The 23,130-nt window shown below is 62.9% G+C and carries 18 protein-coding genes (1 of these 18 running past the window's edge); 8 read left to right on the top strand and 10 right to left on the bottom strand.

The genetic code is table 11. The features are described 5' to 3' along the window. Nucleotides 1-11: 11 nt before the first annotated feature. A complete protein-coding gene (locus OPIT5_09615; GenBank protein ID AHF90415.1) occupies nt 12-1,433 on the bottom strand; it encodes an MFS transporter in 1,422 nt (473 codons plus the stop codon). After that, nucleotides 1,390-2,262, bottom strand: a complete 873-nt coding sequence (locus OPIT5_09610) for an anchor protein (protein ID AHF90414.1) — start codon at nt 2,260-2,262, stop codon at nt 1,390-1,392. Before OPIT5_09610 ends, OPIT5_09615 begins: the two co-directional genes overlap by 44 nt. A 273-nt stretch (nt 2,263-2,535) precedes the next feature. Here OPIT5_09610 and OPIT5_09605 point away from each other — a divergent pair, with 273 nt between their 5' ends. After that, complete coding sequence (locus OPIT5_09605; protein ID AHF90413.1) at nt 2,536-3,249, top strand: N-terminal cleavage protein; 714 nt, start codon at nt 2,536-2,538, stop codon at nt 3,247-3,249. Between the two features lie 24 nt (nt 3,250-3,273). Here OPIT5_09605 and OPIT5_09600 read toward each other — a convergent pair whose 3' ends face one another. Beyond that, nucleotides 3,274-4,164 carry a LacI family transcription regulator gene (locus OPIT5_09600; protein AHF90412.1) on the bottom strand — a complete coding sequence of 297 codons (891 nt, stop codon included), beginning with the start codon at nt 4,162-4,164 and terminating at the stop codon, nt 3,274-3,276. A 378-nt stretch (nt 4,165-4,542) separates the two neighbouring features. Between OPIT5_09600 and OPIT5_09595 the strand changes: the two genes are divergently transcribed. Together OPIT5_09595 and OPIT5_09590 are read left to right on the top strand one after the other, a co-directional pair. Continuing rightward, on the top strand, nt 4,543-6,582 hold the full coding sequence (locus OPIT5_09595; GenBank protein AHF90411.1) for a heparinase: 2,040 nt from the start codon (nt 4,543-4,545) through the stop codon (nt 6,580-6,582). A gap of 71 nt (nt 6,583-6,653) precedes the next feature. Next, nucleotides 6,654-7,751 carry a cellulase gene (locus OPIT5_09590; GenBank protein ID AHF90410.1) on the top strand — a complete coding sequence of 366 codons (1,098 nt, stop codon included), beginning with the start codon at nt 6,654-6,656 and terminating at the stop codon, nt 7,749-7,751. Between the two features lie 287 nt (nt 7,752-8,038). On the opposite strand, the gene OPIT5_09585 is transcribed toward OPIT5_09590, so the two are convergent. From OPIT5_09585 to OPIT5_09570, 4 genes are all read right to left on the bottom strand, one after another. Continuing rightward, nucleotides 8,039-9,175: a 2-hydroxyacid dehydrogenase gene (locus OPIT5_09585; protein ID AHF90409.1), complete on the bottom strand. Its 1,137-nt coding sequence runs from the start codon at nt 9,173-9,175 to the stop codon at nt 8,039-8,041. Nucleotides 9,176-9,212: 37 nt separating this feature from the next. Beyond that, a complete protein-coding gene (locus OPIT5_09580) occupies nt 9,213-10,670 on the bottom strand; it encodes an MFS transporter (protein ID AHF90408.1) in 1,458 nt (485 codons plus the stop codon). Between the two features lie 40 nt (nt 10,671-10,710). Beyond that, nucleotides 10,711-11,553 carry a hypothetical protein gene (locus OPIT5_09575; GenBank protein ID AHF94259.1) on the bottom strand — a complete coding sequence of 281 codons (843 nt, stop codon included), beginning with the start codon at nt 11,551-11,553 and terminating at the stop codon, nt 10,711-10,713. A 137-nt stretch (nt 11,554-11,690) separates the two neighbouring features. Next, complete coding sequence (locus OPIT5_09570; GenBank protein AHF90407.1) at nt 11,691-12,584, bottom strand: LacI family transcription regulator; 894 nt, start codon at nt 12,582-12,584, stop codon at nt 11,691-11,693. Nucleotides 12,585-12,811: 227 nt separating this feature from the next. Here OPIT5_09570 and OPIT5_09565 point away from each other — a divergent pair, with 227 nt between their 5' ends. The 3 genes from OPIT5_09565 (at nt 12,812) to OPIT5_09555 (ending at nt 17,017) form a co-directional block, all read left to right on the top strand. Continuing rightward, complete coding sequence (locus OPIT5_09565) at nt 12,812-13,576, top strand: N-terminal cleavage protein (GenBank protein AHF90406.1); 765 nt, start codon at nt 12,812-12,814, stop codon at nt 13,574-13,576. Next, entirely contained in the window at nt 13,540-14,958 is a 1,419-nt protein-coding gene (locus OPIT5_09560; GenBank protein AHF90405.1) for a hypothetical protein, read from the top strand. The genes OPIT5_09565 and OPIT5_09560 overlap by 37 nt, the downstream gene beginning before the upstream one ends. A 310-nt stretch (nt 14,959-15,268) precedes the next feature. Beyond that, on the top strand, nt 15,269-17,017 hold the full coding sequence (locus tag OPIT5_09555; protein AHF90404.1) for a heparinase: 1,749 nt from the start codon (nt 15,269-15,271) through the stop codon (nt 17,015-17,017). A 5-nt stretch (nt 17,018-17,022) separates the two neighbouring features. Here OPIT5_09555 and OPIT5_09550 read toward each other — a convergent pair whose 3' ends face one another. Continuing rightward, a complete protein-coding gene (locus tag OPIT5_09550; protein AHF90403.1) occupies nt 17,023-17,934 on the bottom strand; it encodes an AraC family transcriptional regulator in 912 nt (303 codons plus the stop codon). 74 nt (nt 17,935-18,008) lie between these two features. Here OPIT5_09550 and OPIT5_09545 point away from each other — a divergent pair, with 74 nt between their 5' ends. Continuing rightward, entirely contained in the window at nt 18,009-19,373 is a 1,365-nt protein-coding gene (locus OPIT5_09545; GenBank protein ID AHF90402.1) for an invasion protein, read from the top strand. Between the two features lie 155 nt (nt 19,374-19,528). On the opposite strand, the gene OPIT5_09540 is transcribed toward OPIT5_09545, so the two are convergent. Further along, on the bottom strand, nt 19,529-20,686 hold the full coding sequence (locus tag OPIT5_09540; protein ID AHF90401.1) for a phosphomannose isomerase: 1,158 nt from the start codon (nt 20,684-20,686) through the stop codon (nt 19,529-19,531). A gap of 142 nt (nt 20,687-20,828) precedes the next feature. Further along, the gene (locus OPIT5_09535; protein AHF90400.1) at nt 20,829-21,890 is read right to left on the bottom strand and encodes a 3-deoxy-7-phosphoheptulonate synthase; all 1,062 of its coding nucleotides are present in this window, start codon (nt 21,888-21,890) and stop codon (nt 20,829-20,831) included. 354 nt (nt 21,891-22,244) lie between these two features. Between OPIT5_09535 and OPIT5_09530 the strand changes: the two genes are divergently transcribed. Next, on the top strand, nt 22,245-23,130 hold the 5' portion of the coding sequence (locus tag OPIT5_09530; GenBank protein AHF90399.1) for a recombinase. It continues 1,205 nt past the right edge of the window; the window shows 886 of its 2,091 coding nt (coding positions 1-886); its start codon is at nt 22,245-22,247; its stop codon lies off the right edge, out of view.

Genomic DNA, 23,130 nt, shown 5'->3' with positions numbered 1-23,130 from the left:
GAGGAAGCGGATCATTCCGGTGCGACATAGGCGCAGGGGCCGCCCAGTGCGGTGAATCTTCCATGGACATGGATGGCGCAACCGAGGGCTGACATGGCGAGCAGGGCACCGATGGCAAAGGTCATCCGGTAACATCCTCCTGACACATCGATCAGCGCGCCGATTGCCGGAGCCATGATCATGTTGCCAATTGCCAGCAACATTGCGGCGGCCGAGGCGAACTGGGCGAATCGGGAATGCGGATACAGCCTTTGGCCGAGCGAGGCGACGCAGGCCCAGTAGCAACCGGAAATTACGCCGTGCATCACCCATGCACACAAGAAAGCGCGGGACGTGCCGGCATAAATCGACCCCCACGCGGCGACGAGTGTGTAGGCGGCCAGCGCAACCATCACCATGCGCAGGGGATGAAACCTGTCGCAGAGCCATCCGAGAAACCAGGAAAGCCCGAGCAGGATAAGGAACGTCATCGCGAGCATTTTTCCGTAGACATTCATGTCCACACCAAGGCTGCGTGCGTAGGGAATTGAAAACACGTTGACGGGGCCGAAGGCCAGCGCGGCCGCCGTCAGCATGGCGAACAGCACGAGATAATACGGGTGGGTGAAGCACTCACGGCAATAGGTTCGCACCTCCGCGATGAATCCGCCTCCAACTGTCCGGTTCCGGGTGTCCGGCTCGGGGCGTGCGATGTGCATCGAAGGCCGCGGGTACTTGCCTTCCCTCACCTTGTGGCAACCCCACATGAAGGCAGTGCAGTAGAAAATGCCGATAGCACTCAGGATCAGGGTGAAGCGGGCCGGCACCAGGCCCATGATCCAGTAGCTGAAGGTGATGCCGGCAATCAGGTTGGCCGCGCGCAAAAGGCCGCAGAAACGACCGAGTATTTCCACGGGGACTACATCGTTGATGAGGCCGCCAAAAACGGACTGGGTGGAAATGATGGCAAATGCGAATACGGCTCCGGACAGGCCAAGGCAGACAAGGGCGACGGTCGTCCCGTTCTGTGCGGGTAGCAGGCTGGCGTGAAGCTGCCGCGCGATGACCGGCGTGAAGGCGATGCCGATCATGCCCAGCGCGGCGATCGGGGCCATTATGAGCAGGAACGGGATGCGCCGTCCCAGCCGTCCACGATGACGGTCGGACCGCACGCTGATAATCGGCCCGGAAAGCAGGCCGATGAGCGAGGGGAACGACATGACAAACAAACCGAAAGACAGGTTGGGAATGTTGAGATGATCAAGATACCACTGCGCCATCGGCCCGACCGAATGCTCGTGCATGGACCACGCAAAGCCGGCCAGAAGCAGCCAGCCAATAACGACGAGCAGGCCGCCTGTTGTGTAGGTGAGCGTGCCGACACGCCAGATTTTGGCGGATTTCGCCGGTTCAGCCACGACGGCGCCAGTGGCGCAAAACCAAGGTTCCGGCAAGCGCCAGCAGGCCTGCGAGCGTTGCCTCGGTAGCGGGTTCGGGAACGGTGGTGCCGATGGTGATGTCGGTGCGCGCCTCGAAATTGTCGAGGTAGAGTGTGCTGGCGGTGCCGGCCTTGTCGGTGAAGTTGATCGTCGTGATGTTTGAACCTGTGAGGCTGTTGCCCGCAACCGCTGCGAGCCCGGAGCCAACCCGGGCGCCGTCCAGCCATACATCGATCTGGCTGCCAGCCAGCGTGTAGTTGTCATTTCCGTACGAAATGGAGCTGGCGGTGTTGTTGAAAACAACCGTCAGCGTGTGCCGGGAAAGCTGGCTGTAGGTTGCGATCGGATTAGCCGTGTCAACGCCCACGGAGGGCAGGTTGGCGGCAAAGAGGCCGCCTCGCCGGAGAGACACGGCAAAGGCGGTACCTCCGTTGCCGGTATTTGTTCCAAGGCGCAGAATGATGCCAGCACCGGTGGCGCCATCGACAACCGGCTCATAAAAGTCGAACGCGATTTGTCCGGTCGTGCCAAGGGACAGGGACTGGGCGGTGTGAAGAACGTGGATACTGCTGCCTGCCGTGAAAACCAGATTGAGGTAATTGTTTTCCGTGCCCCCACCGAAGAGGTTGCCGGTGTCGGCAGTGGATTCGGCAGTGAAGGGATCACCGGCTTTGGTCCAGTTGGAAGTATCATTGAAGTTGTCCGTGAGCACAACAGCGGCGTGCGCCGTGGTGGCCAGGGCAAACGCGAGGAGGGGGAGACAGTGTTTCATGACGGGTGGGACAAGGTTGTTCGTTTCAGGTGAGCACCGTCCGCAAAGGAGGAGCGGACTTTTCCCGGCCAACCGATACCCGCTCGGAGAAACAAACAAGCATGCTATAACTCTCTCAGGAGAATGAGAGTCTCGCCCCTTCATCTTCAAGGGAGGAAACAGAGGAATCGGTATTGGGTGGCAATGAGATGATATTTGTCGAACGGGCGCCGAAAAGAGAACAGGAAGGATAGCGGGCATACTATGCCGGCCATGAAAAATGAAGCCGTGTCCAGAGAGGTATCCTGAGAGAGCAAACGAAAAATCGCCAACCATCGTCCCTTTCTGCACAGTGCGGGTGTTACCATGAAAACACCCGCTTCCTTCTGCTTCCCCGCTGCGCCGTTTCTCCGTCGCCCTGCCTCACCTCGTTCGCGGCGCGGAGCGTTTACGTTGATCGAGTTGCTGACCGTCATCACGATCATCGGCATTCTCGCCGCCATTCTCGTCCCCACGGTTGCCTCGGTGCGGCGGGCCGCCAACCGCGTGGCCTGTGCGTCGAATCTCCGGCAGCTTGGTGTGGCCATCGCCGCCTACACCATCGAGAACAAGGATCTGTTGCCGGGGCCGCTCTATACGGGAATGGACCCGCTTTACAGGGACAACGATGGCGCGGACGGGAGACTTGGCTCGTTCATCTGGCGCTACCTGGGTCTTCCGGCACCGTCGCCGGGTACGGAGCGGCGGGCCGAAATTTTTGCCTGTCCGGCGTGGTCGAGAAACGCGCCCGCCGACCAGAAATATTTACGAACCGCAGCGGCGCGCAATGTAGACCTGGCCGCTGGCGGACGGGGCCGGTCTTTCGGTTATGCTCCGGACGGGAACAAGCCGATCCGCTGGTCGGCTGTAGCCAGGCCGTCGCATGAGATGGCCCTATGGGATCTGGACAACGAAATCTGGCCCGGCGCAGACGTTCCGCCCAAACCGGCGCACGGCAACGTGCGCAACGTCCTGTGGATGGACTGGCACGTGAAGGCTCTCGACGTCAACGCGCTGCCAGTGGACCAGTGGAAACTGTAAGCGGGTGGTCCCCCCGCAGTCCCTTCAGGAGGCCGGCCGGATGGTCTTCCCTTCGACCCAGGAACCCTCGACGTGGATGCGTTGCTGGTGGGCAGGGATGCCGCGTTCGTTGCGGTGCATCATCGCGACGAGAAAATCGACGGCGATCTCGCCGACATGGACAGGCTCCTCGAATATTCCCGAAACCGTCGAACTGGCATCGCCGAGGCCCGGGCAGACAACGGCCACATCATCCGGCACCGCCATGCCGATGTCTGCGAGATGCGTCATGATATTGGTTGCGCCGGCAATGATTGCATCAGGACGCCACTTGTGCAGCCAGGCTTCGAGTGGCTTGCGGTAGTCGGGCCAGGTTTCGAACAGCAGCGGCTCGACACGCGAGGCCAGGAAGTGACACTCGGCGTACCAGGCGCCGAGATAGTTGTGGTCACTCCGGAGGTCATGGCTGTCGTGAAAGACAAGACCCGGGCGGCGGTAGCCACGGCGGAGGAGTTCGCGCATGGCCCGGGTGAGATTGCGATACTGGGCGGGAACAATGGTGTGCAGGCCGGGTTGTTCCAGGGTGTAGCCAAAGGTGACGGCGGAAAATTCCTCCCAGGGAAAATCCAGCGACATGCGGGCGCGGGGTTGCGGGCAAAGCAGCAGGCCGGAAATAGAGCGGGCGCGAAGGGCGCGGGCAATGCGGGCCGGCGTCATGCCGGGAGCACCCATATCCACCGTTTCCATAGTGAAGCCGTGACGCCGGGCTCCGGCCCGGGCGCCGGCATGGTAGCCGCTGTAAATGCTGGATGCGGTCCAGTCGTAACCGCCGGTTGTGTTGACGACCCAGGCGAGCACGCCCTGAAAAGCGGCGGGCCGTCGAGAACTGCGGTAGGCGGAGAGTGCGGAAAGCATGGGATCGGGCACATAGTCCATTTCTTGAGCTGCACGGACAACCCGTTCGCGTGTCTCCTCCGGAATGCTGGGGTGCTTGCGCAACGCCATCGAAACGGTAGTGCGATGCACGCCGAGTTTTTGCGCGATGTCCCGGTGCGTTATCCGGCGCGAGGCGGAAGCGGATGTCGCGTCGCCGGATGCCGCGGACGTGGCTGCGGTTGCAGAAGCCTTGGGTGATGAGGAGGAACGGGCCATGCCGGAAGCGCTTTTGTTATCCTGGTTTGTGTGCTCTCCTGTGATAGCAAACGAGACTTCGCCCAACCAGCTGAAATTCTGCACGGTGGCCGGTGCTGTGCCTGCCTGCCGCTTCCCCGGCGGCCTTTTCCCGTCTTTCCGATTCCCGTAATCCCGATCTCCATGTCATTTCGCCCTCACCTGTTCCTGCGCTGCGCTTTCTGGCCTGCGGTCACCTTGCCGCTGCTGCCTGTTTCGATGCCTCCCGTATCCGCCGCCAGCGCGGCTCAAAATACAACTCCCGCTTTCGTGCCCGATCCGATTCGCGTCGCGCAGCTTGCCGGATGGATCGCCGCAACGCCCCGCACCGGCCTCGCGCCGTCCCTTGAGGACAGGGCATTCTGGGGTACCCGGGCGGAGGCCAATCCGGCCGTTGCCGCAGCCTTGCGGCGGCAGGCGAAATCGATGGCGCGCCAGCCGGTGCCCGCTCTTCCGCAAGAACTCTATGACGACTTCCAGAAGACCGGACAGCGCAAAGCCTTCGAGCAGCCCTACCAGGCGCGTCTCTCCCGGCTCAATACGTTTGTGCTGGTTGCAGGTCTGACGGAGGAAAACCCGGACGGTGCGATTGCGGAAAACACGGGCGAACATTTCGTTTCGCTGGCCGAAGCCACCATCTCGGCCATCCTCGACGAATCCGCCTGGGTCTTGCCGGCGCATGCTGCGCAGGCTGGCAACGCTGCCGATATACGCACCTACGTTGACCTTGGTGCGGCCTCACGCGCCTGGACGCTGGCGACTGCCGACTGGCTGCTTGGGGACCGGCTTGCACCTTCGATCCGTGAACGCATTCGTACCGAGGTGCGCGAGCGCGTGCTCGCCCCGTATCTCGCACGCGTGCGCTCCGGCGACGCGCGTGGCTGGTGGTGGGTGACGACAACCAACAACTGGAACGCCGTCTGCCATGCGGGTGTTCTCGGCGCGGCATTGCTCCTGGTGGACGACGCCGCGGAGCGGGCGGAATTCGCGGGAGCGTTTGAGGCTGCCACGCGGCGGTATGTGGCCGGCTTTGGCAACGACGGATTCTGCCACGAGGGACTCGATTACTGGAATTATGGCTTCGGTCACTACGTGGCGGGTGCGGAGACGCTGCGGCTGGCGACGGGAGGCAAGGTCGATTTGCTGGCCGATGGCCAGGCCAGGCGAATAGCTGAATTTGGCGCACGCTGGCAGATCGCCGGCGGCGTGTATCCGGCTTTCAGTGACGTGAAACTTTCGCCCCGCCCTTCTCCTTTGCTGGTCGCTTTCAGCGCCCTCCGTTTCGGGCTCGGAGCCGTGACGGGAGAGCCGGACCTGACCGACGAGCCGCTTTACCAGGCGGCACTGGATATCTCCCTGCCGCGTCCGGCGGAGCGGACGGCGGCTGCACGGCGGACGACGGCAAGAGACGGCGGCATGTTACCCTTGCGCGACTGGTTTCCCGACGGCGGCGCGCTCATCGTCCGCCGGCAACCGGCGGAGCAGGGACTGGCGGCGGCGTTCAAAGGGGGAAACAACAACCAGCCTCATAACCACAACGATCTCGGCTCGTTTGTCCTTGTATGCGACGGACGGCGCGTGCTGACCGATCTCGGCGGCGACACCTACGTCAAGGATACGTTCGGGCCGAAGCGCTATACGAGCGGCGTGCTCAACTCCTTCGGTCATCCCGTGCCGCGCGTGGCCGGCAAGTTGCAGCGGACGGGCGCGGCGGCGAAGGCGATGACGATGCGGACCGAATTCACCGATGCCGCCGATACGTGGGAGATCGACCTGACGAGCGCCTATGACGTGCCGGAACTGGAGCGGTTGACGCGGACGTTTGTATTTCGCCGTAACGATGGAGTGACGGGAAAGGGGAGTCTGGAAATCGTGGACCGGGTGCGTTTCCGCGATGGCGCGGCGCCGCAAGCTTTTGGCACGGCGCTGGTGCTACAGGGCAAACAGGCTCGCGAGGCCGTCGATGAGGAAGCGCGGCGGTTTGTCGTGCGACAGGGGCTGAGCGGAGTGCGGGTTTCTTGGGATGGCAAAAGCGAAACATCGGGAACCGCTGGTCTCGTGGTGAAGGAGGAGCCGATTTTTGGCATTGTACCTGACAGCCTGCCGGCAGGGACACGTGTGGGCATCGACTTCGCCAGGCCTGTGCGTGAGGCGACAATCCGGTTGCGCATTGATGGGGAATGATGCCGGGTTTGTATCCAGAAACGAAAGATCCGTTCCTGCCCTGCCCTCGTCTTCCCGTTTTTATTCACATCATGAACTTGCTCGACACGCTTAAGCATCCGCTCGCCATAACCATGTGGGATTTCTCCTGGCTCGAACGCCGCTGGCCGGGGGCAGGTTACGAAGACCGGGACAAGGCGCTCGATGGTCTCGTCGAACGCGGTTACGACGCCGTGCGCATCGACGCGTATCCGCACCTGGTGGCGGCCGACCCGCACCGCGAATGGGAAATCCTGCCTCCGTGGAACCAGCAGGACTGGGGCAGTCCGGCACGCGTGCACGTACGGGTGATGCCGGCGTTGACGGAATTTATTTGCAAGTGCCGCGAACGTGGACTGCGCGTCGCGCTTTCAACGTGGTTCCAGAATGACACGACGGAGCGCCGTCTCGGGATTGCGAGCGCGCGAGTCCACGCCGCCATCTGGATTGCCACGCTGGAACAGATCGAACGGGCGGGGCTGCTCGATGCGGTGCTTTATGTCGACATTTGCAACGAGTGGCCGGGCCGAAGCTGGGCGCCTTTTTTCCCGGAGCAGGGGAATGATTGGCGCACGCCCGCATCGTTTGACTGGATGCGTGAGTGTTGCCGGTTGTTGCGGGAACGTTACCCGGCGTTACCGCTTACAACCTCGTTCAGCACATTTTTGTCTGGCGAAGATCTCCGCGACGCCAATCCGGACTTTCTGGATTTTCTCGAACCGCATCGGTGGATGAGTTTCGCGACTGATTTTTACGAGAGAGTCGGCTATCACTTCGAGCGCTTCGAATCCATCGGTTACGAAAACGTGGTGGCACGGGCAGAGCGGCTTTACCGGAGCGATCCGGAGTACTGGAAAGGGCTGTTCGCACGGGAACTGGACGCGCTGGTCGACTGGAGTCGCGCCACGGGCAAGCCGCTGGTGACGACCGAGGGTTGGGCGATCGTGGACTACAAGGATTGGCCGGGGCTGGACTGGGGCTGGGTCAAGGAACTCAATGCCTGGGCGGTGGAGCGCGTGGTGGCGAGCGGCCGGTGGGCGGCGATCTGCACGAGCAATTTCTGCGGTCCGCAATTCCGGGGCATGTGGCGCGATGTTGACTGGCATCGAAACCTCACGCGGAAAATCCATGCCGGAAAACTTCCATCCTGACGTTTGACGTATAGCATTATGCCACGCCGGCCGTCCTCCGGTCGGCGGTGACCGGTGCGGTTTATGGAAATCGAAGCCGTACGGCTCGGAATCGAAAGCTTTCGACGCTGCGATGCGCCCGGAGCCCCGGCCCCGGTATTTTGTCCTGCAGGGATATGGGGGAGGGTGCGATGACGACAAATTTGACGAGTTCGTCCGTATTGTGGATTACCTGACAGAGAAGGGTTGCAGGTTCGGATTCCCGTCAGTCCTGCTTTCACTGAGAGAATCCCGGCCGGACGGTGTCGTCAGGTCGCCCGGTCGTATGCTTCGAGGGAAACGAGATGGGAGAGCGGCCGGCCGGCGAGGTAGCTGGCGAGGTTCTGCATGGCGACGGAGCCGATGCGCGGCATCATGTCGCTGGTGGGACCGGCGATGTGGGGGGACCAGATTGCGCCGGGAAGCGTCCGCCACGGAGAATTGGCGGGCACAGGTTCGATCGCCAGCACATCGAGCGCGGCTTGCAGGCGTCCGGAACGGACCTCGTGCAACAACGCCGCTTCGTCCACCAGTTGGCCGCGGGCCACGTTGACAAAAAGCGCGCCATCGGGGAGCTGTGCGAGCGTGGCGGCATCCACGGACTGCTCGTTGACGGGCGTGAGCGCTTCGCATTCGAAGAGAATTTCTTTTCCGGCAAATAACCTGGCCAATGAACCGGCGGGTCGCATCCCGGCGGCGCGGATAACTTCATCGGGCACGCCGGCGGAGAAACAGGCGATGCCGCCGGAATCACGGGTGAACGGTTCCAGCAGGGCCGCCAGCGTGCGGGCCACGCCGCCGCAACCGTGAATACCGACGCGGCGGTTGAAGAGCGTTTGTGTATCCGTTTTCAGGGCACTTGCCTTGCCTGCGGAGGAGGCGCCCGCCGAGCCCATCCACGCGGGGGCGCGGCGCAGCGAGGCCAGCGCGAGCAGCAGCGCGTGTTCGGCAACCTGGGCAGCGACCTGCCCTCCCCAGTTGGTGACGAGTCCGCCGCGTTCGAGGAACACACGCGGCACTTTCTGGCGCACGGTGCCGGTGAGGTGGCAGACATAGCGCAGCGGACACGGCACGCCATCGCCTCCGCCGGCGGGGCCGCCTGCGCCTGCTCCGCTGTTTGTCTCGCCGCCGGTGATCCAGTCAACGGGCAGCGGCGGCGTGCGCCATGCGCTCACGATCACGTCGGGGCGGATGGCGTCGAGCAGAGCACGCCATGCGGCGGGTTCGGCCCTGGTCGGAAGGACATCGGGCCAGATGCAATCCGCATTGTCGAATGCGCCGGGGTTGGACAAATCGAGATCGGGAAGAAAGATCTCTTTCTCCCGGGGAACGAGGGCAAAGAGGACGCGCGATTGCGCGGGGAATGCGCAAGGCGGTTTGGCGAGTGCGGACAGAACGGCAGTCATCGGACGTGATAATTTTTGCGATTGGAAAATGGAGTCTTTATTCGGGCGCCACATAACTTTTAGGGCCGCCGAGCTTCATGAACTTGCGATGGACGAAGAATCCCGTCACGAGCGCCGTGCCGGTTATGCCGGAGGCAACGATGAAGGTGTAGCGGAACACGCCGCCCGTCTGGTCAATCAGGAGACCGACGAGCGGGCCGAGCGTCATGTTGGCGGCGGCGGTGCAGATGCCCGCCGCCGAGGAAAATTGCGCGAACCGCGTGTGCGGGAAGAGGCGCTGTGCGAGCGAGGCCGCACTCGTGTAGTAGCAGCCGGAAATGATGCAATGCGCCACATAGGCCGTCACAAACGCGCCGGGCGTCGTCGCATACAATGCGCCGAAAACCGTCACGCCCACGTAACACAGCAGCGATCCGAGCGCCATGCGCAGCGGGTGGAAAAAATCTGCCGCCCAGCCCAGAAACCATGCCAGGCACAGCGAAATGGTGAACGACAGCGAGAGGCATTTGCCGTAAGTATCCATGCTCACGCCGAGGCTTCGCGCATAGGGAATCGCAAAGGTGTTGATCGGTCCGAATGACATCATGGCGACTTTCAGGAACAGGAAAACGAGCAGGTAATACGGGTTCATGAAACACTCCCGGCAGTAGCGTTTCGCTTCGTAAAAGAACCGGAGCGCCGCGCCGGGCCGCTCCACCCCGCCGCCGTCGCCGGGCGTCGCCACGGTTTTTTTCTTCGCCATCGCCGGAGGCGGAAGGGGAGGGTAGCTGCCTTCCTTGATCTTGAGGCAGACGAGTATGAAGGAGCAGCCGTAAAAGACGCCGATCGTGCAGAGGATCAGCAAAAAATGATCGGGCACCTTGCCCATGATCCAGTAGTTGAAAATCACGCCGTCGATGAGGCTCACGGCGCGAAATAGTCCGTAAAAACGTCCGAGTAATGGACGTGGAACTACGTCATTGACCAGGCCGTTGAAAACGGGATGCGCGGCGATGGTCGCAAATTCAAATGCCGTCCAGAACAGGCCGAAGCAAACAACCGACACGATCATCTCGCTTTGTTCCGGGAAAAACCGGGTGCGTGCCCAGTGCGAGAGCATCGGGGTGAAGGCGATGCCGATCATGCCGAAGGTGGCGATGGGGGTTGTCACCAGCAGGAACGGGATGCGGCGTCCCCAGCGTCCGCGGTGCCGGTCGGACTTCACGCTGATGACCGGGCTGATGATCACGCCCATGAGGGAGGGGAAGGTGCCGAGCAGCAGCGCGAAATAAAAATTGGGAATTTTGAGGTGGTTCAGATACCAGTGCGCGATGGGCCCGACGGAGCGTTCGCGCATCGACCACGCGAAATCGCCGAAGAGCAGCCAGCAAAACAACACCACCAGTGCGCCGGCGGTGTAGGTGAGCGTGCCGGCCTTCCACGTTTTTTGCGGCGGAACGACAACGCCAGCGCCCGGCGCGCTTGCGTCGCCATTTTGTTGGTCGCCTTGACTCACGTGCGAGGGATGGCGGTTGCCGGGGGGGGGGAGGGGAATGTCAGAGGTGGCGGGCGCGGCGGCGAAGGCGTAGTGAAATAAATAATACGACTGATCCGGCGATCAGGGCAAGGGTCGAGGGCTCGGGGACGCCGGGGGTTTGGGCCTGGGTGACGGTCCCGGTGACGATGAGATCTTCAAAATACATGTATGCGCTCACACCGGGAGTCTGGACGTAAAAACGGAAGGTCACAGAGTCGCCTGCGGAGATCGTTGTGCCGGCTATGGACGAGACTGTGAATGTTTGAAATTCAGTGGTAAGCGTGCTGCCTGCGAGAGGTTCCCCCTCGCTGTCTGATTGAGCGTAAGCGCTGAGCAAGACGTTGCCGGCATCGTAGCCGTCGATGGATGAGAAGACGTGGAATCCACGCGCATTTTCGGTAACCTCGGCGGCTCTGCTTTTGAAGGTGAGCGAATCCAGGGTGAGATCGTAGCCGGCATTGGCAGTGAGCGTGAAGTAGAAGTAGTTATCCCGGGCCAGTGCCGTTGTGAGGCTGAAATTGTTGTAGGCACTCGCCCCAGTCCCGCCGTTGGTGTAAGAAGAAGAGGCTACTCTGAGTTCACCGGCGGCGCTACGTTGAAAGTAACCGATGCCGCCTGTGTTGTTTATGCCTATGGCAGAAGAAATGCTGTGGGCGGCGATTCGGGTCAGCCCTGTGGCAGTGATACCGGTCGCTACCGAATAAGCAGTGGCCGGGCCGCCGGAGGGAAATGATCCCGCACTATTGAATGTCCAGTAAACGAGATCGACGGATGCGTCGGCGGCGCGGAGGGGGGAGGCGAGTGCGAGGAGCGCCGCGAAGGTCGCCAATGAGGAGGACAGGGTTTTGTAGTTTTTTTTCATGACGTGCGGGATTTCGGGTTTGCGGAACGAAGAGATTCTGGAATCGCGCCACCTGATGGACGGACGGACGCGAAAACGGGCATGAGGCCGAGAGAAAGCTCCCCCAATGCCTCCCGCACAATCTCCTTGCCATTATCTCAGGATAACGGACGCACGGTCTTGCCTTCGATCCAGGTGCCTTCGACGTGGATGCGCTGGGGATGTGCGGGGATGCCGCGTTCGCCGCGGTGCATCATGGCGACCAGAAAATCGGCGGCGACTTCACCCACGTGAACGGACTCCTCGTGAATCCCTGCGACCGCCGAGTCATCGTTGCTCTCGAAGACTCCGAGGGTGGTGCAGGCTACGGCTATATCCTCCGGCACGGCCATGCCGATGCTGGCGAGGTGGCTCATGATGTGCGGGGCGCCGGAGATAATGGCGTCGGGATGCCACTTGCGCAGCCAGGCTTCGAGCGGCTTGCGGTAGTCGGGCCACGTATCGAAGAGCAACGGCTCGATCCGCGAGGCCAGAAAATGGCTCTCGGCATACCAGGCGCCGAGGTAGTTGTGATCGGTGCGGGCGTCGTGTTTGTCGTGCAACACCAGGCCGATGCGGCGGTAGCCATGGCGCAGGAGTTCGCGCATGATGCGCGTGAGGTTGCGATACTGGGCGGGCACCACGGTGTGCAGGCAGGGCTGCGCCAGGGTGTATCCAAATGTCACCGCCGAAAAATCCTCCCACGGAAAATCGAGCGTGATGCGCGCGCGCGGCTGCGGGCACAGGAGGAGCCCCGAGATGGAGCGCGCGCGCAGGGCCTGCGCCAGCCTGGCGGGGGTCATGCCGGGAGAGTTCATGTCCAGCGTCTCCATCGAAAAACCGTGCCGCCGCGCGCTGGCCTCGGCTCCGTCGTGGTAATTTTTCCATTGGCGCACGGAGTGGCTGCCGGAGGAGTTGACGATCCAGGCGAGCGTGCCCTGGAAGGCGGCGGGGCGGCGCGAACTGCGATAGGCCGAAAGCGCCGAGAGCATCGGATCGGGCGCATAGCCCATTTCGGCGGCGACCCGCGCAACGCGGTCGCGTGTCTTTTGCGGAATGCCAGGATAACCGCGCAGGGCCATGGAGACCGTGGTGCGATGCACGCCGAGTTTTTGCGCGATCTCCTTGTGCGTGACCCGGGGGGCGGGCGCGGAGGAGGCGTCAGTTGGGGAGACAGAGGATTTTTTAAGCATTATCTTGGGATAACAAACGGAGATTCGTAAAACGAGCCGGAATCCGCATGGTGGGAAATGTCATGATTTCCCGTTACCTCCCCCCTGCCTCCTCATTCCTGTCTTTTTCTCGCGATTGCGCCGGTTCGCGTTTCGCTCGTCGTCCACGTTCTGCCTTTACCTTGATCGAGTTGCTGACCGTCATCGTGATCATCGGCATTCTGGCTGCGATCATCATCCCGGTGACGGTAAAAGTACGGTCGTCGGCGCGGCGCGTGCAATGCGTTTCCAATCTCCGCCAGATCGGAATCGGTATCGCCAATTATGTTACAGACAACAAGGGCATTCTCCCCGGAGCGACTTACACAAGCATGACGTGTTTCAACAACAACGGCCATCTTGGCCAATACATTTGGGAATACATGGGGAATCCCAAAATTGACGGCCAAGGACGTTCTCCCAATCTCGCCTGCCCTGCATGGTATAAACCCAACCTGAGTTCAGACGCCCGGGTCTTTGGCTTGAAGAATTCTTACGCGGTGGGGGGCAAAACTAGCTACTCTTTCGGCGATTCAAACGCCGGGAAAGACGCGGACGGTAAATGGAAAAAACCTCCCGGCGCGTGGGATCAGATTCCTTCGCCTTCCCGTCTCCGCGCTCTTTGGGACATCGACCAGATGCTGCATCCCAGCTATACCAAAAACCCCGAGAAGCCGATCCACGGCAACTACCGCAACGTCCTTTTCTTCGACTGGCATGTGGTCAGTATGACCGCCGGCAACGGAACGTCCGAAGAATGGACCGCCTTGTGGGACAACTGGCAATGGCCATAACCCCCCCCGGGGGGGAGGGGCGGGCGACAAATATGTCGTATCCAGATTTCAATTATAGGATAAAATCCATGACACGCATCACGATACTTTTTCTTTTTCTCATAACGGCGATTGACGCGACGGCGGACACGGTTGCCATCCGTCCCGCCGTGAAGTTTTCCGACGACGTCATCGCGCAGGCGCTCGCGCAGCCCGCGCCCGTGTGGCGTTACAGGTACCAGAAGCGTTACCGCGAAATCGATCAGACCTGCGCGCTGCACACGCTTGCGCTTGTGGCCTATGCCGCGCAACCGGCGTCCGCGGACAAGACCAGTGATGCCGTGGCCGCCCGCTTGCGGACGATTCTCGCCGGCGGCACGGAACCCGAATGTCAGGGCGGCCTCGGTGGCTGGACGCACGGGCCTTTTGCGTGGACGCTGGCGTTGGCCCGTCACACGCCTGCTGTCTGGAATCAACTTTCGGATGACGAGCACGCGCGCGCCGACTTGCTCATGCAGGCGCTGGCCGTGGCCGCGAACTTCAACGTGAATGACGATAACAACTACCGCTGCATGATCGACGGTGACATCAACACGGCCAAGACGTTCAATCCCAATCATGTCGAGGGTTACGTTGCCGCGGCCATGGCGGCTGGCTGGTATTTTGAAAGCGCTTCCGATCGCACGGCTGACAGGCTCGACATGTTTTTCCAGACTTTCGATTTCGACTCCTTTCTCGAAAAGCTTCGGGCGGCAAATTTCACCAACATCATCGCAGCATGGACGCATACGCCCGAAACCCGTCGCGTGCTCATGGATGGCGGCCCTTTTTTCCCGGATAATCCAAAGGCCGGCTCCGGCCGGGGCGTACGCGGCAATCCCTTCACATATGGAAAGCACCGCGCCAGCGAATCCTGGGCCATTTACGCGAGGCTTGCCCGGCGCATGTTCGCGCACGAAGTGAAGTCGAGCTTGCCGGTCTCGGGGCGCGACGGCGAATTCACGCGCATCCTGGGCACGGATACGGAGGGGCGTCCGCTGGTTTCGCCATGGGAGGGTCAGCGCGGCATGTGTTACGAATTTCTTACCTCGCAGGGGGAGAAACGGGGTAGCAAGTTCCGCAGTTGCGCACGTTATGTCTGGGAGGGATGGACGATCGACATGGCCACGGCCGTGACACTTTATGCTCGCGGACTTTGGCCGGTTCCAGGCAAGGATGACGGGCTGAGTTCTGCCGTGGCGGTGGGTTCGGAGGATCTGTTGTTCAAACTGAAGCACGGGTATCGCGGGTTTGCGCACGGTGCGTTCAACGAGGTTGACTGGAAAATGGTCAAGGGCTGGCCATGGGTGAGCGCCTGGTGGGCGGACGTCCTCGCACCGGCCATCCGGAATGGCGCCGGCTGATATTTCCGGGGAGGGATCTGCCGGGAAGATTGCCGGTGAGTTCCATCCTGCTATGCCTGCCTTCATGAACAATTCCCCCCTCGTCCTGTTACGCCGGATGATTTCCTGCGCGTTGTTCGTCGTAGTTTCCGCTTTACCGGTTGTCGCAGCCGATGGGGACCTCCGACGGCCGTCTCCGGTTTCCGACACCGGACGCATTGCGCAACTGAAAACCTGGCTGGAGTCTGCGCCATCCGGCGACTTTGCGCCTTCGTTTGAAGATCGGGTTTACTGGCAGGCATTGGCTCACACGCCGGCTGCTGCAACCGTAATGAAAGAGGCGGAGGCGTTTGCCGCAAAACGCGTGCCCGCACTGCCCCCGGAACTTTACGATGACTTTCGGACGACGGGACGGCGCAAACCTTATGAAACGCCTTACAACCAGCGTCTCGAACGACTGGTCGCGTTTGTCGTGGCGGCAGGCTTGGAAGAGGGGAGGGGGAATGCGGAGAGAGAAACCACGGGCGGGCGTTTCCTGCCGATGGTCGAACGTGAACTGGCGGCGATTCTGGACGAGACGACCTGGGTGATGCCGGCTCATGCGGGTAAGTACAAAAATGCGGCGGAGGCGCGGACCTATGTCGATCTCGGGGCATCCCGGCGAGCCTGGACACTGGCGACTGTCGACCGGTTGCTGGGCGACAGCCTGGCAAAAGCCACAAGAAAACGGATACGCGACGAAGTGCGTGAACGCGTGCTGGCTCCGTATCTGGAGCGTGTGCGCGCCGGTGATTCGCAGGGCTGGTGGTGGATGACCACGACCAACAACTGGAATGCCGTCTGTCACTCGGGCGTGCTCGGGGCGGCGTTGCTGCTGGTCGAAGATGCCGGCGAGCGGGCCGAATTCGCGGCGGCCTTCGAGGCCGGAACACGCCGCTTCATCGCAGGATTCGGGGATGACGGATTTTGTCACGAGGGGCTGGGTTACTGGAATTACGGTTTCGGACATTATGTTTTGGGCGCCGAAGCGTTGCGCCGGGCGACGGGCGGGAAGGCCGATTTGCTGGCACAGGACAAGGTACGCCGGATCGCCGAATTCGGGGCGCGCTGGCAAATCGCGGGCAACGTGTATCCAGCTTTCAGTGATGTCACGCTTTCGGCAAAGCCGTCGGGCTGGTTGACGGATTTTATCGCAATCCGGTTCGGGTTGGGCGCGGTAGCGGGTTCGGCGGACCTGAGCGGGGGTTCGCTTTACCAGAGGTTGTTCGATCTGTCCCTGCCGCGAACGGGAGCCGGTCCGTTTTCGGGCGCGCATGAGGGAGGCGAGGGACTGCCGCTGCGCGACTGGTTCCCCGATGGCGGCGCGCTCATCGTCCGCCGGCGGCCGGCGGAGCAGGGGCTGGCAGCGGCGTTCAAGGGAGGAAACAACAACCAGCCGCACAATCACAACGATCTCGGCTCGTTTGTCGTTATGTGCGACGGACGGCGCGTGCTGACCGACCTCGGTGGCGACACCTACGTCAAGGACACGTTCGGGCCGAAGCGCTACACCAGCGGCGTGCTCAATTCCTTTGGTCATCCCGTGCCTCGCGTGGCCGGCAAGTTGCAGCGAACCGGAGCGGCGGCAAAGGGCGTGACCGTACGAACGGATTTTATGGATACGGCCGATACCTGGGAAATCGATCTGACAAGCGCCTACGATGTTCCCGGACTGGAGCGGCTGACGCGGACTTTTGTGTTCTCGCGGACCGAAGGGAAGAACGGGCGCGGCTGGCTGGAAATCACGGACCGCGTGCGTTTCCGCGCCGGCACGGCCCCGCAGGCATTCGGGACGGCGCTCATCCTCCGCAGGGGCCAGGAGCGGTCAGGCATTGATGAGCAAAATCACCGCTTCGTCGTTCGCGAAGGGAAGGCGGCGGTCAGGGTATTTTACGAAGCGGAAAACGGCACGGTGGTGATCCGGGAGGAACGGATCCATGGCATCGTGCCCGATCGCCCGCCGGTTGGCACGCGCGTGGGCATCGACTTCACGGCGCCGGTGCATGAGGCAGCGATCCGCGTGCGCATCGAGTCCGATTGACATTCTCATGCCATGCCGGTCGTGAGCCGGTCGGCGGAGGGGGGCGTGCCCCAGAAACGGCGGTAACACTGTGAGAAATACAGGGGATCGTCGAAGCCGGAGGCGGCGGCGATTTCCTTCATCGACAGGTTTGTCTCGTGCACCAGATAACGCGCCTTTCGCAGGCGCAGGCGGGCCAGCATTTGCTGGACCGTGCCGCCTGTCTGCGCACGGAACAGCAGGCGGAAGTGGTTCGGGCTCAGGGCGAGGCGGCGGGCATAAAACCGGTCGAGGGCGTCCGGCTGCGTGAAGCGGGTTTCCAGCCACGCAACCGCAGCGGCGATTTCGGGATGGCGGCGCGATGTCGCGGGCGGAACGCCGGCGCTTTCAGGGACAGTTTCCGCACCGGCGAAGAAGCGGGCAAGGGAGGCCTTGAGCTCTCCTTCGCTCCGGAGGCGTGCGGCGGCGGCCGGTGGTGAAGGATTCCGGTCGGCGACGATGCGGTTGAGTGCGGCCGTTTCGATTCGTTGTTCTCCGGGCGTGAGAGTGCGAAAGAACGGACGCGGCGGAAGCGACGCCGGTTCCGAGGAGAATTCGCACCAGAGCAGCGTGCAGCCGGCGCCGCGTGCGGAAACGGTCCACTCGCGGCGGCACCAGGCGGGCACGAGCAATGCCGTGCCTGCACGGAGCCGCGTCCGGCGGCCCTCGACCAGGTAGTCGGGTTGTCCTTCCCGGATGAGAATGAGCCGGTGGGTGACGACCACGGAGTCTTCGGTGTGCCAGCCTGCCGGGAAGTGCTTGCGGGCAGCATGTGTCACCCGCAGAGGGGCACGCAGCAACAGTGCCCCGCAGGCCAGGATGGGGTCGGGAGGCTGTCCGTCGGAGGCGGGTGGAGCCGGGGCGGGAGACAAAATCGTTGGTTTTCTCGATATATTCATCCTGTTTGCCAATGCTTCTCTTATTCCGGAAACGACAGCCATAGGGCAGGTTTTGGTGCATGTCTATTCTCCATATTACCGAGCCAGCCCGGAAAATTCCCGTCAGTCACGAAGCCGATGTGTGTGTGCTGGGCGGCTCCTGCACCGGATTGTTCGCCGCCGTGCGCGCGGCGCGGCTGGGCGCGCGGGTGGTCATTGTCGAAAAGGAAAACTGTTTCGGCGGAGTCGCCACCACGGCGCTCGTCAATGTGTGGCATTCGTTTTGGGACACGGTCGGGCAGCGTCAGATTATCGCCGGGCTCACGCAGGAAGTGGTGGACCGGCTCGACCGGCGCGGGGCGCTGCACCGGCGCGCCGTTACCGATCCGTCGGTCGGGTTCGCCTTCAATTCCGAAGAACTCAAAATCGAGCTCGACGAACTGGCGCGCGAGGCGCGGTTGACGGTGTTGTTTCACACACAATTCGTGGCTCCCTGGGTGACGGACGGGCGATTGGCGGCGGTGTTGGTGGAAAACAAGTCGGGCCGCTCCGCGATCCGGGCTTCCCTCTTCATCGATGCCACCGGTGACGGCGATCTGGCCGCGCGGCTGGGTTGTCCGGTGCGCACGTCGGCGATGCCGCAGCCGGCGACGGCGTGCGTGCGGTTCAGCGGCTGGGAAACCCTGCGCACGGGGGAGGCGGGCGGCATGAAGGTGAATGTGGGCGCGATCCTGCAAGAGCATGGCGCGGCCTGCGGAGTGCCTGCGGGTTTCGTCTGGGGCAGCGATGTGCCGGGCGCGGCCACGCATATGCTGGCGGGGACGCGCATTGGCGGCATCGACCCGACCAATGCCGACGATCTCACGCGCGCGGAGATGGAGGGACGCCGCCAGATCCGGATCATCCATGACCTGTTGCGGCAGGCGGCGCCGGGCGCGCGGCTGGCGATCGAGGCGCTGCCGGCGAGACTGGGGTTGCGGGAGTCGCGCCACGTTTGTTGCGCGTATTCACTTTCCGGTGACGATGTCCTGCATGGACGGTCTTTCGACGATACGATCGCGCAGGGGAGCTACCGGGTGGACATTCATCATCACGACAAGCCGGGGATCACCCTCCGTTATCTGGACGGCACGGAAACGTACAACGTGCCGGGGCGTCCGCAGGAGCGCGGGCGATGGCGTCCCGAGTCGGCGGCGGGAGAAAGCCCGACTTTTTACCGGATTCCGTGGCGTTCGTTGCTGCCGCAGGGCGGGTACGACAACCTCGTGGTGGCGGGCCGGATGCTCGACGCCGATCCGGTGGCTTACGGTGCGGTGCGCGTCATGGTGAACCTCAACCAGACCGGCGAAGCGGCCGGCGTCGCGGCCGCGCTGGCATTGGAGGCGGGAACGGGTTTCCCGCAGGTCGAGGCGGCGCGGCTGCGAGCCGGGCTGCGCAAGGGCGGTTCGGCGCTGGAGTGATTCCCGTCCGTGGTGTCATCTGTTTCTCGATACCGGCATTCCGGGGTCTCCGGATTTTTGCAAGAAGGTCGCGAAGAACGCGAAGTCTTTGGAATCCGGATCTTTGCGCTCTTTGCGACCTTCGTGTGAAATCAAAAACATCAGGGACGCCGGTGCTATCCGGCCGGCGGGCGGCATTCGAGGATTTCGGCGTGCGGTTGCGGTATGACGGTAACGGGGCCGAGACCGGCAGGGATGAGGAATTTTTCGTACGGGCCAAAACGTTGCGGCGAGAGGGCGGTTGTCGGGTCGCCGGCGGTCCGCACCTCGCAAGCGCCGGCGGTGACGATGGCGATGATCCATTCGGCATCGTCGAGCGTGACGGGAGCGCCGCCGGCAAGATGGAGTTTGGTCATGCGGAAACAGGGGGTGCGGTCGGGCCCGATCAGTTCGTCGCGCCACGAGGCGCCGCCATTCCATTCACGCAGGCGGCGCGGCTGGCAACGGAAGCGGGCGGTGCCGTCGCCCGCATCGGCGTGCGGCGCGAGATCAAAGACATCGAGGCAGAAGTCGAGGCCACGTCCCATGAAGCGGGCGGACTCGGGCAGGACGAGGCCGCCGCGCTGGAATTCGAAACGCACCACAAGATCGCTCGGTTCCTGCGCCTCGACCACGAACAGCCCCGCGCCGAGCGCATGCGGCGTGCCGCCGGGCACGATGAAGGTGTCGCCGGGACGGGCGTCGAGGGTGTTGAAGCAGGTTTTCATCGCGGCGATATCCTGCGCCTCGATCATGCGGCGAAGTGCGTCGCGCGTCGGCGGCGGGTTGCGGAAACCGAGCCAGATGCGGCCATCGCAGCCGGGGCGGATGCCGAGCACATGGTAGGCCTCGGTCTTGCCGGAGGGCGAATCGAGAAACCGGCGCGCGAAATCCGCGGAGGGATGGACCTGAAAATGCAGGCGGATGGCCGGATCGAGAAACTTGACGAGCAGGCGCGGATCGGCGCCGAAGCGGGCGATGTGCGCCTCGCCGAGAAAATAGCCGGGATCGGCGGCGACGAGGTTTTTTAACGGAACGGTGGTTGTCGTGTCGTCCGCGTCTCCCACGCGCGAAAGGCCTTCGTCGGCGAGGTGTTCACGGCCGGAGTTGCGGGCGTTGGTGAGCGAGGCGATCCAGTCTTCGGGAAAATGGCCGTCGGCGGGCGGGGCGGCGGCCTTGTCGTCGTGTTGTGCGAGCGCGTCGAGCTGTCGCCCGCCCTGATAGGTCCGCCACACGCGGTTGGGGGAGAGGCGGAGGACACGGTGGCGAAACGAAGAATGGGCGGAGGTGATCATGGCCAACTGGCAATAGACCGAAGGCGCGGGCGGTTGTCAGCATCGGGATCGCTCACTCAAGTGAATCCGTATGGCCGGCGGGATTGCCTGCGTCTGCATTCTTTCCGTCTGCCCGCGTGCCACGCTGGTCCGCGTCCCCGTGTCAGGCGATGGCGGTTGCCACGGCCTGCGCCGGGCGCGTGAGCGTCCAGAGTTGTCGTGCCTTGCGGATCGTGGCGGCGAGGACATCGGGAGTGAGCGCCTGCTTCGGGTCGTCGCCGATGCCGCGCGAGGGTTGCGCGTGCGCCTCGATGCAGAGGCCGTCGGCCCCGTAGGCGACGGCCGCGAGCGCGGCGGCGGGCACGTAGGCGGCCTTGCCCACCGAATGCGAGGGATCGACGACCACCGGCGCCCAGGTTTTTTCCTTCAGGAGCGGCGTGATGCTCTCGTCGGGATGGTTGCGATAGCCATCGAGCGCGGGCGCGGTGCCGCGGGGACAGAGCAGGATGTTGGGGTTGCCGAAGCTGGCGATATACTCGGCGGCGGAGATGAATTCGTTGACCGGGCCCATGTGGAGGCTGCGTTTGAGCAGCACGGCGACGGTCGGATGCGCGGCGACGGCGCGGCCGATGGCGCGCAGGAGTGAATAGTTGAGGGCGTTGCGCGCGCCCACCTGCAGGACGTGGACGCCGGCGTCGAGGGCGAGCTTGAGCTGCTGTTCGTCCATGACTTCGGCGTCGACAGGGAGTCCGGTGGCACGGTGGCCTTCCATGAGAATGTCGAGCGACTTCACGTCGCCCTGGAAGGAGTAGGGGTTGGTGCGGGGTTTCCAGACGCCGCCGCGCAGGACGTGGGCTCCGGCGGCTTTGACCGCGTGGGCGGTTTCGAGAAAGAGGCCGGGATTGGCGGGGTCGATGGTGCAGGGGCCGCCGATGACAAACAGCTCCTCTCCCAGCGTCACACCGCCGATGGTGATGCGGTGCGTGGAAAGCGGGGATTTCCTGTTCATGAGCTTGTGCGGGGACTGGATGCGGTCCACGCGCTCCACAAAATCGAGGCCCTCGAGGCGGTTGATCATCACCTCGCTGCGCTCGTCGCCGACGATTGCATAAATGCTGCGCACCTCGCCGTTGATCGGCTGGATCGAACAGCCGAACTCGCCGACGATGGCGGTGATCTCGGCGAGTTGCTCGGAGGAGAGGCGGGAGGGTTTGGGCAGGATCATGGCAGGGAAGTAAACGGCAGATCGTGAACGATGCGCCAGGGGTTTGCAGCCCTAAACTGGAGGCATCCGGCGATACCGGACCGGGTTCCGGAGGGAGAGGGGGCAGGGGGCCGGCTGCGCTTTGCCGCGGGCGTCACTGCGCAAATCTTGTCATGCCGCGGAACCGCTCCCCGGCGAGCGCAGGGAGACGCTTTAAGAAGTTTTAATAACTGAAGGAACACAATCCCCAGGGGTTGACGGAGGCAGAAAACACAACAGATTGGGTTTTTACCCGTTATCGCACGACAGTGGCGCTGCGAGCGGATCCCGCCATTTTCCCTCTCCTGTCTCTTCTTTTTTCCACATCATCGTTCAATGTCTGTGCCAGCCGACTTTCCGCATCCGCTTCCCGTTTCCCATCCGGTCAACGGTCTCCAGGACTACATCGCGATTTCGCGTTATGCCCGCTATTCGCCTGAAAAAGGCCGGCGGGAAACGTGGCCCGAGGCGGTCCGGCGCGTGCGCGACATGCACCTCGGGCGCTACGCCGATGTTTCCCTCGCGGATGCCGCGCTCGAGGCCCTGTCCGCCGGAGAGATCACGCAGGAGGATCTGGTCCGCATCGGTCCGCTGGACGGCCTGCATGCGTCGGTGATCGCGGCTTTCGACGCCGTCGAGCGCCGCGAGACGCTGCCCTCGATGCGTTCGCTCCAGTTCGGCGGCGAGGCCATCCTCACCAAGCACGCCCGTGTCTACAACTGTGCTTTCACCTATGTCGACCGGCTGGAGGTGTTTCGCGAAGCCTTTTACCTGCTGCTGTGCGGCTGCGGCGTCGGCTTCTCCGTGCAAAAGCACCATGTCGAGAAACTGCCGCCGCTCGCGCCGGTCCGTTTCGACGCGCGCAGCACGATCCATACGATCGAGGACACCATCGAGGGATGGGGTGACGCCATCCACACCCTCATGCTCGCGGCCGTCGAAGGCCGCCTCGTGGAGTTCGATTATTCGCTCATTCGCCCGGCCGGCGCTCCGCTGCGCACCTCCGGCGGCAAGGCGCCGGGCCCCGAACCGCTCTATCGCAGCCTCGTTCATATCAAGCGCATCCTGCATGCCGCCGAAGGCCGCAAGCTGAAGACCATCGAGGCCTACGACATCCTCATGTGGGCCGCCAAGGCCGTGCTTTCGGGCGGCGTCCGCCGCTCGGCCACGATCTGTCTCTTCTCCGCCGACGACGAGGACATGATCAACGCCAAGACGGGCA

Source organism: Opitutaceae bacterium TAV5 (assembly GCA_000242935.3).
Classification (GTDB): Bacteria; Verrucomicrobiota; Verrucomicrobiia; order Opitutales; family Opitutaceae; genus Geminisphaera.
This window is presented reverse-complemented; position numbering and strand designations above follow the sequence as displayed.